The following is a 10,998-nucleotide window of genomic DNA, read 5'->3' as shown; positions in this document are numbered from 1 at the left end:
CGTACATCGTACGAGGCGGACGGAGCCGCTGGGAGTCTTTTTTTCTCCATATACCCGGCTCCCTGCCCATTTTTCTTCAGCCCCTTTCGATTGCGATGGCCACGCCCTCCCCTGTCCATTTTTTTCGCTACCGCCATCTGGCGCGAGATCCTTGTCGCTCGCCGGACTGCGTGTATCATGGACCCATCTACTGTACATTTATACAGGTTACCAATGAACGCCATTTCAGTCATCGGCCGTATCCGGGTGGAGCCTGCCTCCGGCCTGCTCCCCGTTTTCACATCGAAGCTCAGTTGTGGGTTCCCCAGCCCTGCCGAGGACCTCATCGAGGAAATGTCCTCACTGGATGACATTGCTGTCGCAAACCCGCCTGCGACCTACCTGGTGCGCAGTGGGGGCGACTCCATGATCGATGCCGGCATCTGGCCTGACGACGTGATTGTGGTCGATAGGTCCAAGAAGGCAGTCAACCGCTCAATCGTGGTTGCCATTCACGAGGGGGAGTTCGTGTGCAAGCGCCTGGTGATCGCCGGCGACGTTGTTCTTCTCTGCCCCGAGAACACGAGTTATTCCCCAATCGTAATTGCAGACAAAGAAAGCTTAATTATCTGGGGCGTATGTACTTTTAACTTGCACCGTCTGTGTCCGGTATGAACGGACGAGCTGCGTTCATCTTGTTGGACGCGAACAATTTCTACGTGAGCGCAGAGCGTGTTTGGCGTCCTGAACTTGCAAACAAACCTGTTGTAGTTGCCGGGTCCGGGGATGGCTGTGTAATTGCTCGCTCCGACGAAGCCAAGGCGATCGGGATCAAGATGGGTGATCCCCTTCACCTGGTTCGCCAACAACATTGGCGCTCTGGCTTGATAATTTGCTCCGCCAACTTTCCCCTTTATGGTGACGCGAGTTCGCGCCTAATGCGATCTGTTGCATCGGTTGCACCGAAGATCACACCGTATTCAATTGACGAAGTTTTCCTTCACGCCCATGGCATGTCAGACCAGCAGCTACACCAGTTGGCAATTCAGGCTAGGGAGCGGGTGCTCGCGTGGACCGGCCTGGGTACCGGCGCCGGTATTGGCCCTACGCCGACCCTGGCGAAACTAGGTTCCTACGCGGCCAAACGGGTACTGAAGACCGGCCTGTGCAATCTGATGTCTCCGATCGACAGAGAGCCGTTACTTGCGCTGGCGCCAGTCGGAGAGGTTTGGGGGATTGGACCTGCATTGACTGCCCGGTTGGCCACTATGGGGGTCACCACCGCCGCTCAGTTTGCCAAGCTGCCACGACACGTTATTGAGCGTGAATTCCCGGTGACAGTCCTTCGTACTCAACTGGAGCTGAATGGCATTTGCGCAGTTGATCTGCAGGGGAACGATGGCCCCCGGGAGATGATCAACGTGAGTAGATCCTTCGGATCGCGGATAGAGTCGCTTGATGCTCTATCCGCTGCCCTGGTGGAGTTCGCCTCGATGGCAGCTGGCAGGCTCAGGAAGCAAGGGTCTGCTGCCTCAGCCATTCGGGTGTATGCACGTACCAGCCCTTTTGAAACCAAGTCCGCTCCGTACGCCAAGACGGTAACTGTCCCATTTGCACAGCCTGCGTTTGACGCCCGAGTGTTCGCCAGAGCTGCCTCACAAGCCGCGCGCAGCATATTCAAGCCGGGTATTAGGTTTTCCAAGGCCGGTGTTCTGCTGATGGGCATACAGCCGGCGTCAGCAATGAGCCAGCAAGACCTGTTCGGTTATGACGACACGTCGCAAGATCGGTTGATGTCCACTCTTGACGAGATCAACTCCCGCTTCGGTCGTGGCACCGTAAAACTTGCAAGAACAATCGAGTTGGCCGGATCGCGAGCCAGGCCAGAGAGCCTAAGCCCTGCGTACTCCTGCCGATTAGCAGACCTGAAAGTCGTTTTCTGATCCCACTACTGCACCGCTCTGTCCGGCCTCACTGTTAGCAGCGCTGCTGCTATCCCTGTCCATTTTCTTCGTCCCTGACTCAGCGTTCCTTCCTGCAAGAACTGTGGACCAGTTGCAAGTGCTGGCGGTCCAACCGCAGCCTCTTGTCTGTGCCCTCCCACGCACGCTGAATATCCTGGGAGATCTTGACCTGCGCCGGCATCATCGGGAAAAAGCCATTTTCCAAGCAGTCGAGCGCTGAAGCTTGGCCTGACTCCTTCAAGAAATCGTAGGGGCGCAGCAGGAACTCAGAGAGGGTCACGTCAATCAGGCTTGCCAGTCTTGCCTTGCAGTAGATATCAGCCCAAAGGTCCAGTTCCACCTTATCAATGGTGATCAAGGTTTCGTGCGGCGTGTTGCTCATGGTCATTCCTTCTCGTTAGTTGGATGACCCGACTCTATACCCTCTCACCAATGTGCAACCCTCACTCAATCGGAGGGTTAGCATTCACCCGGCGCTGTAGCTCCAACAATGTCTTCCGGGCCTTCATGTTCGACACGAGACTTTCTCGGATGATTGCGAATTTGGGTTCATAGGTGTGAAACAGTTGCTGCAACCAGTAGTCCGCTTTCTTCACTACCGCATCCTCCCTGTAGCTGTGCCCCTTCCCTTTAGGGATCGCCGTCGTTCTCTGTTTCTTCTTGCCCCCAGGCAAGTCGATGAAGCTGACACGCTTCCAAATGATCGACACAGACTCCTGCTTATTCACCTTCACCTGCACTGTTCGGTAGAGGATTTTCCCCTCTCGTTTTGCGTCAGCAAAGAATGCGTCCCTCAGCTGGATTGCCTGATCCCTGAGCATGAAGTGAATCGTGTCGAGCTCGCGAATCATCTCGAGGTACTTGGCGCTCAGCTTGCCTCGCACAGATGGGTGCTCTATCGGATCAATCATTACCCTACCCTTATAATAGGAATACAGAAAACTAGATTACCCCTAGGAATCAATCTGTTTCAAAGGGGCTATAAAACTATGGCCAAAACGTCAATGGCGGCAAAACTCTACACGAATGCTGAATTCCCTTATAGGGGTAATCTAGCCCAACTTATGGGCAGATAATCAAGGCAGGAATGTAGTATGTCAAAAGCCCTTATAGGGGAAATCTACCACCCTAGATTTCTTACAGAATCTAGGAAGCTCTTATAGATGGTTACATTACCCCTATAAGGGAATTCACGGTGAATTGAGCTCCAAGACGTGGTGGCGGCGTTCGGGTGTGCTAAGCACCATTTTCACGTCCATTACCAGGACTGAAAATTGGGTCGGATTGGGGGGTTGCATATTGGAAATCGATGGCAGGATTTAAGTGTGAAGTGCGTTTGTCGTCCGATTGTGCTGCGAGTAAGGGGTCGAGCAAGGGGATGGCGCCACTGACGACAGAATCCTATTCCGCGAGCTGTTTTCGATTGTCGATCGATTGTCGACCGAATGAGAGCTGCTTCGGACCAATAGCAAACCCAAGCGAGAGCTTAAGGAGCAACATGGCCAGTAAAAACAAACCCACCGGTGACTTCGTTGTAGGTCTGGACATCGGCTATTCGAACGTGAAGATGGCGTACGGTCATGCAGATCAGGATCAACCTAGCCTGATGGTTCGACCTGCCCAGGCGGCACCTGTAACCAGCCTCAATGGCAACATTGACCTGAAGGATGGCGAGCACTACGTCTACTTGAACAATGAGCAGTGGGTCGGTTTCGTTAACCCGGGCCGCTCGGGTGTCAAACGTGAACTCCATGGCGACTATCCATCGACTGATACCTATCGTGCCCTCTTCAATGCGTCGATCAGCGAAGTTTGCGCAGACGGCCGCTCTGAGATTGACCACCTGATCACCGGCCTGCCCGTGAAGCAAGCGCGAAATTCGGAGCTGGTCGAGCGGTTAACTGCACAACTGACAGGTACCCACCAGGTATCCCCCAAACGCGAGATCACTGTGAAGAAGGTCACGGTGCTCCCTCAACCTGTGGGCACCCTGAACTACATCTACGCAACCCATCCAAACCCAGAAATCCTGGAGGAGTCAGTCCTTCTCGTACTCGACCCTGGGTTCTTCTCTGTTGACTGGGTTGTCTTCCGCCGGGGCGACATTGTCCGGGACTCTTCGGACTCCTCCATGGAGGCCATGAGTGCTCTTCTGGATGCAATCAACGTAGAAATCGCCAAGGATTTTGGGGGCAATGGGCCTGGTCGCGACAAGATTGAAATCGCGATGCAGAACGGTCGCAACCACGTCTTTCTGTTTGGTGACGAAGTCGACCTGGGCCCATTCATCGAGCAGGCCTCCAATGTCGTGGCGCCCAAAGCCCTCCTGAACATGAAACAGCAGATGCGCTTCTTGGACGGGGAAGCAGTCGACTTCGTGCTGCTTGGGGGTGGTGGTGGCAACTGCTACAAATCTGCAGCTCAACAGGTGTTCCCGCGCTCCAAGACGTTAACCTCAGACCGACCAGTAATCTCGAATGCCTTCGGGTATTGGTTGAACCACGGTTAAGGGAATGACCATGAGCAAGTTAGACGACGACACTCTGAAAATGCTGGTCAAGCTGACATCGGAGTCAAAGCTTCTCTATAGGGATTTAGAGAGCATCTCAAAAATGCGTCGGGCCAGGCGTCTTCTCTACCTTGCTCAGCTCGGCCTGATGACAGAGAAAACGCTTGAGGGGGAACAATCCACAGGCGTAAGGATGCCAATGCCGGTCCCCGTGCCTGGCGATGAGGTGAAGGCAGCTAATGCGCGGGATCAAGTGCCCAAGGGTGCAGTCCACAGCGGGGTGGAAGGTGTAGATGAGGTTACAGCTGTTTCGCCTCGTCCCCTGCCGATAGATGAATCCACGAAGGGACAGTTGAATGGCAACCGGGAGCAACCAAACCAGCCAACCGCGGTTGGACGAGCCCCAGGCGAGGAGGTCCTATCGGCAGCTTTGAGTCCGGTTCCTGAAACTAGCCCGCCGCCCCAACTGCTGAACCGAAATAGGCCTGCGTTCAAATCTTCACTTGCTTAAAAATACAAAGCCCGCTCATCAGCGGGCTTTCATTTTAAAGTGCACTTAACGACATTCTACAAACGACCTTAGCTATTACCCGCGTATCTGCGTTTTTTGGTAAGCCTGTCTCCGGGTCAATTGGAACAGTGGTACCCAGGATATTAGGGTTTGTCGAAGTTAAGGCAAAACCAGTGATAACTGGAGACACTTGCCTGAGAACAACCGAATCTCGGATAGAAATCAGATAAACACCCTCATGAAGTGTTTTCTGAGAGATATCGACAAGGATGATGTCATTTCGGGAAACCACAGACTTTAAAGCATCTGTGTTTACCAATACTGCCCTAGTACTTTCAGGCGTTAAGCCGTACTCAGATAAGAGCCTCAGCGGCATCGGCAGGGTTCGGAGCACTGATTCGACGACTATCGCAGGGGGTTCCTTGGCCAGAATCCCTAATGTAAAAGCCAATTGTTCGGGACTTTGAACCATCAAAGAAACTGAGTCGTCCACCTTCGTCGTATCGGATCCAGTTCCTAGGTACTCAACTGTGGTTCCGAGAACCCGGGCCAACTGAACAAGGCGCTCACGGGTGCAAGCGGTTCCTTTGTACAGCATATTCTTAACCGTAGACTCAGATTCTTCTAACAGCTGGGCCAACTTCGTTGCGGAGACTTCGTGAACCTTCATCAGTTCAGTCACGCGTGTGACAAAAGCGTGATGACTGGTCGCTTCAGCGGCGTACTGCATGTAGTGCGATCCTCGGCTCTTCCACCTTGGTTTCTGTTGAATTGCGACCGTCGCGCTGCCTTAGGCGAAAGCTCGCCAGGCAACCAGTAGGCGTGAATTTAGACTTCGTTTATACCGTGTCAATTTACACCCATTCATTGGTGTAAATCAAAACCTCGAAATCTGACCCTTTTAGGGTAAATTAATTAGGTGTCAGTGTAGATTTTAGTAATATCACTTTGACCTCAAAATAGTGTCAATAACATGGCATCTAGCCATCTTTTGCCAATTTTTAGAGAAATCTAGTCAATTTTGTGACAATTGCTCTGCCGTTCGTCTGATTTACGATAACAATCTACACTATGAAAGGGTCAGATTGTGGTGAACCATCTTGAAACATCCTGAACCATGGGTAGAATGCGCCCACGACGAAGCGCCATTTATGCACTAGGACAGGGTCATATTTCGATGGACTGCACACTCAAACTCATACTGACGGCGGCCGCTGCCATAGCGCTGCAACCGCTTTCGGCAGCGGCATTCAGCCTGAAAGGTACAGTTTGGGAGCAAGAATCCAATCGAGCCTGCAAGGTCGACCCCAAACTTCTTTATGCAATCGCCCTCGTCGAGTCGAAAAACTACGATGGGCCTTTGGTTAAGCCGAACCCCTATGCGCTAAACATCGACAACAAGGCCTACCATCCTTCCACCAAGGAAAAGGCAGCAGATCAGCTCAATGAAGCCCTGACCAAGACGAGAACAATCGCAGTAGGCGCCATGCAGGTAAGCATGCGGTGGAACGGCCATCGTGTATCGAATCCAGCAGATCTGCTTGATCTCAATACAAACGTGCGCGTTGGCACACAGATATTTTGCGAATTCATCAAAGAGGGCAAAGGCGACCTAGCACTTGCCCTAGGCCGGTACCACACACCGAACCCTGATCTCGAGCAAGTGGCACGTGATTATGGGGTAAATGTTCTGCGCGTATGGCGCCGGCTCATTGTTCTCGAGCAAGAGGGGTGACCATGATGGATTCATTCGCGTTGAACCTTGCACTCCGGGTTGCTCAGGACTGGGCGACAAACAACGATCCGGCCTATGGTCGTTATTTCGACCTGGCTCCTGTAGATCGGCAATGGCTTGTCCAAGCCGCGGAAAGCGATTTGGCCGAACTGGCATCTCTCCCATCTTCAATTCTACTGGTCAACATCGGCACATTGGGTGAAGAAAACTTCACTGGATTTCACACCCCTTCCCCTGCGGTCTCAACCATCAGCCAGCTCCTGGGCGCGATCGCTGACGACCTTCGCCTGAGAGGTCGCGTAGCGATGATCGACTGGGGAATTACCTGCCCGAGCAAAGCTAACTGGCTTGCAACAAGCAAGATGAAAGATCGAATCCGCCTGGTTGCGCAGGGGCGGGTAACGTTCGCCGCTCGAACCTCCTTTAGCAAAATCATCGTTGACGCACCCGATAGCACCGTACGCATTGCCAATCTGATGCGGATTCTTTCCGGAGGACGTCGGGGTGAGTAAACAGCGGCAGGCCGTACAGTTGCTCAAAGCTGGACTGAGTCCAATCCTGGTTAACATTCAAACCGGGCTTTCTGCAGATCAAATCCTGTTACCAACTGACGTTAAGGCTCAAGTGGTGCGCAGCTTAACCACTTCGATCATTCCCTCGCTGGAAGACATTTTAAGCGCCCCTAACAAGGCGTCTGATGCAGCGGCGCTTCTGCTTCTGTACACAGCTCAGGCAGACCGTGCAGAGCTCCAAGTCGACATCGATATGCTTGTTGCCGCGTATGAGGACTACCTCCGCGAATACAGGCTCGTTCAACGGACTGGGCTCCCCTCCCCTCTTTCATTGGACGAGGCCTGGGTTCTCGCAAGAGAACTACGCAGCTCGGACCAGATAACACTCTTAAACAAAATAATATCTAGCGTCGTAAAGGGGCATTGAAATGGACGAATCACTGGCCAGCGTCTTGGTTAAAGCAGGTTTCCGATCAGCAATCATCCGGCTACATACCGGCCTGACCCGGAAACAAGTGACTAGCCTGCGGAAAAAATTGGGGGTCTGTGGCCCCTCCGAATCCGGCCCCCTGCCCAACGCCGAAAGCCTTCTGGTCAAACGAGCGGTTTCTCTGGAAGCCAGCCTATTCATGCTGGCGTATTTAATTACTGCCGAAAAACCACGCGAAGCGGTCGATATCCATGCAGTAATGGCTGCCCACACTCAATACCTTGATAGCCACTCAGCGTTACGCGGTGGAAACCTGGACCTTGAGAACATCCTGGAGCTCGATGACGCGTGGCTGATTGCACGTGATTACCGGAGCCAGGAGGTCACCATGCGATCCTGCAGCAATTGTCACATCGAGTTTGTCGCGAGCATCAATCACCGGCGTCATGCATGCCCGTTGTGCGAGGGTGTCCAGGTACGAGACCCATTCCACTGTGACGTTGCCGATCGTGCGGTATCGGCCCGAAACGTAGGTGAACTCATTGAGATTTCTGTGAAGGTCAGCCAGTGGGAGAACTGGGGCTACAAGGCTGATGAGATCAAAAGCGAGTTCGCACTTTCTGAAGGTGAACTGGTGGCCTGTAGGAAATTGCTCTCCCTTGCGGATGATGAAATCAAACGCCTTTGCTTGAAGTATCAGACCGGGGATCGATTGGTTAAATACCTGATCAAAGCACCTGTAGTGCGTGGTCACGGCCTGCAGGCGGCTTAACATGCATGCGCCTACGGACGAACAGGCGGCGTTTCGGAAAGCATCTGTAAGCCTATTGGAGACGCCTCGAGGAATAATTAAATCAACCGCCGGTGCGGGCTGTGGCAAGACAACAGCATTAAAAGGGGCAGTCCAAGACTGCAATCGAGCCGGCGCAAGCCGGCTCTTAGTTTTAGCCTACAGCAAACCACTGGTTGCGGAGGTGCAGAGTTCCTTTGGGAATCTTGCTGTTGTCAGAACCTTCAACAGCCTGGCTTTCGAGGCTGTCCGCGCCCGATCCGATGGACGTACTATTGGTCAGCTCTATGCTTCACACGTCATACAAGCCTTTGATCTGCTTAAGAAAAAGCTGCCAATAGATGCTCAAGCCTTTGCCAAGATCATAATCGGTACAGTCAGCAAATTTTGCTCAAGCGCCGATTCGGCACTATCAGATATACACGTCCCATCGTGGGTTAGAGAACCGGTGGTTTCCGATCTTGCCCTGCGTTATGCGACAGTTCTTTTCGACGCAATGCGCGTGACATCGAGAACCAGACTTCCCCTTCCGCACGATCTATACGTCAAAGATTGGCACCTGCAGGGATGCCCAGGCCTATCCCACTTCGACCAATTGTTTCTCGACGAGGCGCAGGACGCTTCAGATGTCATGCTCTCCTGCCTGGCATTCGCCAAGCGCGCCTGTTACGTAGGGGATGCCGGACAACAGATCTTTGCTTTCCGCGGCTCCCAGAACGCCATGCTGAAGGTTCCTGGCCGAGAGTTCCCCCTTACCTTGTCATTTCGATTCGGCCCACAAATAGCCGACTTGGCGAACCGCATACTGGAGTGCAAGTCCTCCCCTCCCCCCATCAAACTCCGAGGGCTCGCTGGGAAATCTTCAAGGGTCGGCCCGATTGCCACTAGCGAGGAGCACACTCGCATCTTCCGAACGAACACAGCACTGATACGTGACGCCATAACACTTAGGGACCTTGGGGAATCATTTTCCATTGTGGGCGACACCCTTGATATTCGCGAAAAAACTGAATCCGTTTTTGCATTGATGAGAAACGCCCCCAGAGAGGCAAAACACCCGGCGCTTGCCTCCTTTAAGACCCACGATGAACTCGCTGAATGGGCTTCAGACCACCCAGGTACTGAAACTGCTCAGATCTACTCGCTCGCCCGAGATTACGAGCTCCGAGAGGATGATCTCGTGAGGGTGCTGGCTGGTAGAGGACAATCTGCAAAAGGACGAATTACGCTCACGACCTGCCATAAGGCCAAAGGCAGGGAGTTTGCGAATGTGATTGTCCGAGAAGATTTCGACCATAGCCTGGCCACCGCTAAGCGCCGGGGGGATGCTCAATTAGATGAGGAGCTGAACCTGCTGTATGTAGCCACTACCAGGGCAAAGCAAGCAGTTGAGCTCCAGGTCTCGGAAATCAGAGTCTGAGGTAGCTCTCCCCTCCCCTTCCACTAAGGCCCGCACATAGCGGGCTTTTTTACACCAGCGAACACTGATACCAAGGCAAAGGCGCTTGTCCGTCGATAGTCGCCCTATTGTCGACCTTTGGACTATCAGGAAAGCATCGGCAACCCCTGAGTTCCGAATGTCGAGCGTTTGTCGCTCTATCGTGACTCTATTGTGCGCCTAGAAAATAGCGAGAACCTGAGATTCAAACCTACCTTCTCAATCCCCACATATCCGCCTGCACAATCGCCGCGATCAAACTGTACCTTTATACAGTGCGCCTAACGCCTGAATAGAACGCGGCATTAATGCCCTTCCTCCATGCACCTGGAGCCTCAGTTTCTCCCGCTCCAAGGATTAAGCCAGTCTGTGAGTGATCTCCCCTCGCGGATTACACAAAACTTCATACTCAGCTCAGGCGCACACAGATAGACGAGGCATTCCATTCCCACCGTGGGAATATGCGCCTCTCGGAATTAGACCAGCCTACGATATCGCGCGCACGAGATTCACAAGCAGTGCACTCGGGTGACCAATGTCGTCCGTGGGTATGGCCGTCGCCTCGAAGCTGGCTAACTCACGCGGCACTAATCTGGAACCACACGCACGACGACGGGCCGTTTCATCCCTAACATGGGAATGAGCGGCAAGCAGGCCGCCGGCCAGCCCACGAACCTGGGCACGAAATCGTGAAAGGGCGCTTAACCATCGCATTCCCACGGTGGGGATAAGCGGTGCGCCGAGTCCGTCTAGCCCATGAGCCGCGCACCAGATCGATGAGACGACCACCTGGGCGGTCCATCCCCATCGAGGTACCGGCAGCCGTCCCACAACCGGTCAGGCCACGAGGCAGTGAACTGAAACCTCACGCAGGACCGCAGAGCGATCCATTCCCATCGTGGGAATGAGCAGAAGGCAGGCCGCCGGCGAGCCCATGAACCTGAGCACGAAATCGTGAAAGGGCGCTTAACCATCCCGATCCCACGGTGGGAATAAGCGGTGTGCCGAGTCCGTCTAGCCCATGAGCCGCGCACCAGATCGACGAGACGACCACCTGGGCGGTCCATCCCCATCGAGGTACCGGCAGCCGTCCCACAACCGGTCAGGCCACGAGGCAGTGAACTGAAACC

At 53.7% G+C, this 10,998-nt stretch carries 12 protein-coding genes; 9 read left to right on the top strand and 3 right to left on the bottom strand.

Going from position 1 to position 10,998, the window contains the following annotated elements:
* The first annotated feature begins 213 nt into the window (after positions 1-213).
* The gene (locus tag KW849_RS13340; RefSeq protein ID WP_218429812.1) at positions 214-654 is read left to right on the top strand and encodes a LexA family transcriptional regulator; all 441 of its coding nucleotides are present in this window, start codon (positions 214-216) and stop codon (positions 652-654) included.
* A complete protein-coding gene (locus KW849_RS13335; protein ID WP_218429811.1) occupies positions 651-1,922 on the top strand; it encodes a Y-family DNA polymerase in 1,272 nt (423 codons plus the stop codon). The genes KW849_RS13340 and KW849_RS13335 overlap by 4 nt, the downstream gene beginning before the upstream one ends.
* Positions 1,923-2,001: 79 nt before the next feature.
* On the opposite strand, the gene KW849_RS13330 is transcribed toward KW849_RS13335, so the two are convergent.
* Positions 2,002-2,325, bottom strand: a complete 324-nt coding sequence (locus tag KW849_RS13330) for a hypothetical protein (RefSeq protein ID WP_218429810.1) — start codon at positions 2,323-2,325, stop codon at positions 2,002-2,004.
* Between the two features lie 61 nt (positions 2,326-2,386).
* On the bottom strand, positions 2,387-2,854 hold the full coding sequence (gene mobI / locus KW849_RS13325) for a conjugative transfer protein MobI(A/C) (RefSeq protein WP_218429809.1): 468 nt from the start codon (positions 2,852-2,854) through the stop codon (positions 2,387-2,389).
* Between the two features lie 587 nt (positions 2,855-3,441).
* Between mobI and KW849_RS13320 the strand changes: the two genes are divergently transcribed.
* Positions 3,442-4,452 carry a ParM/StbA family protein gene (locus tag KW849_RS13320; RefSeq protein ID WP_218429808.1) on the top strand — a complete coding sequence of 337 codons (1,011 nt, stop codon included), beginning with the start codon at positions 3,442-3,444 and terminating at the stop codon, positions 4,450-4,452.
* A 10-nt stretch (positions 4,453-4,462) separates the two neighbouring features.
* A complete protein-coding gene (locus KW849_RS13315) occupies positions 4,463-4,963 on the top strand; it encodes a hypothetical protein (protein ID WP_218429807.1) in 501 nt (166 codons plus the stop codon).
* Between the two features lie 34 nt (positions 4,964-4,997).
* Here the strand turns inward: KW849_RS13315 and KW849_RS13310 are convergent, their stop codons facing one another.
* Positions 4,998-5,693 (bottom strand): helix-turn-helix domain-containing protein, encoded by a 696-nt coding sequence (locus tag KW849_RS13310; protein ID WP_218429806.1) that lies wholly within the window; start codon positions 5,691-5,693, stop codon positions 4,998-5,000.
* Positions 5,694-6,140: 447 nt separating this feature from the next.
* Here KW849_RS13310 and KW849_RS13305 point away from each other — a divergent pair, with 447 nt between their 5' ends.
* The 5 genes from KW849_RS13305 to KW849_RS13285 are packed head-to-tail and all read left to right on the top strand — an operon-like array spanning position 6,141 to position 9,850.
* On the top strand, positions 6,141-6,698 hold the full coding sequence (locus KW849_RS13305; RefSeq protein ID WP_218429805.1) for a transglycosylase SLT domain-containing protein: 558 nt from the start codon (positions 6,141-6,143) through the stop codon (positions 6,696-6,698).
* Between the two features lie 2 nt (positions 6,699-6,700).
* Complete coding sequence (locus KW849_RS13300; protein WP_218429804.1) at positions 6,701-7,210, top strand: hypothetical protein; 510 nt, start codon at positions 6,701-6,703, stop codon at positions 7,208-7,210.
* A complete protein-coding gene (locus KW849_RS13295; protein ID WP_218429803.1) occupies positions 7,203-7,637 on the top strand; it encodes a hypothetical protein in 435 nt (144 codons plus the stop codon). The genes KW849_RS13300 and KW849_RS13295 overlap by 8 nt, the downstream gene beginning before the upstream one ends.
* Before the next feature lies 1 nt (position 7,638).
* Entirely contained in the window at positions 7,639-8,412 is a 774-nt protein-coding gene (locus KW849_RS13290; protein WP_218429802.1) for a FlhC family transcriptional regulator, read from the top strand.
* Between the two features lies 1 nt (position 8,413).
* On the top strand, positions 8,414-9,850 hold the full coding sequence (locus KW849_RS13285) for a 3'-5' exonuclease (protein ID WP_218429801.1): 1,437 nt from the start codon (positions 8,414-8,416) through the stop codon (positions 9,848-9,850).
* Positions 9,851-10,998 lie beyond the last annotated feature (1,148 nt).

The sequence above is a fragment of the Pseudomonas sp. PDM26 genome (assembly GCF_019219185.1).
In the GTDB taxonomy this organism is placed as follows: Bacteria; Pseudomonadota; Gammaproteobacteria; order Pseudomonadales; family Pseudomonadaceae; genus Aquipseudomonas.
The sequence above is the reverse complement of the archived record's forward strand: the minus strand, read 5'-3'. Positions and strand labels throughout refer to the sequence as shown.

Excerpts from the sequence above, each read along its gene's own strand:
- KW849_RS13340 (WP_218429812.1), top strand. The coding sequence starts at position 214 with ATGAACGCCATTTCAGTCATCGGCCGTATCCGGGTGGAGCCTGCCTCC.
- KW849_RS13335 (WP_218429811.1), top strand. The coding sequence starts at position 651 with ATGAACGGACGAGCTGCGTTCATCTTGTTGGACGCGAACAATTTCTAC.
- KW849_RS13330 (WP_218429810.1), bottom strand. The coding sequence starts at position 2,325 with ATGAGCAACACGCCGCACGAAACCTTGATCACCATTGATAAGGTGGAA.
- mobI (WP_218429809.1), bottom strand. The coding sequence starts at position 2,854 with ATGATTGATCCGATAGAGCACCCATCTGTGCGAGGCAAGCTGAGCGCC.
- KW849_RS13320 (WP_218429808.1), top strand. The coding sequence starts at position 3,442 with ATGGCCAGTAAAAACAAACCCACCGGTGACTTCGTTGTAGGTCTGGAC.
- KW849_RS13315 (WP_218429807.1), top strand. The coding sequence starts at position 4,463 with ATGAGCAAGTTAGACGACGACACTCTGAAAATGCTGGTCAAGCTGACA.
- KW849_RS13310 (WP_218429806.1), bottom strand. The coding sequence starts at position 5,693 with ATGCAGTACGCCGCTGAAGCGACCAGTCATCACGCTTTTGTCACACGC.
- KW849_RS13305 (WP_218429805.1), top strand. The coding sequence starts at position 6,141 with ATGGACTGCACACTCAAACTCATACTGACGGCGGCCGCTGCCATAGCG.
- KW849_RS13300 (WP_218429804.1), top strand. The coding sequence starts at position 6,701 with ATGATGGATTCATTCGCGTTGAACCTTGCACTCCGGGTTGCTCAGGAC.
- KW849_RS13290 (WP_218429802.1), top strand. The coding sequence starts at position 7,639 with ATGGACGAATCACTGGCCAGCGTCTTGGTTAAAGCAGGTTTCCGATCA.
- KW849_RS13285 (WP_218429801.1), top strand. The coding sequence starts at position 8,414 with ATGCATGCGCCTACGGACGAACAGGCGGCGTTTCGGAAAGCATCTGTA.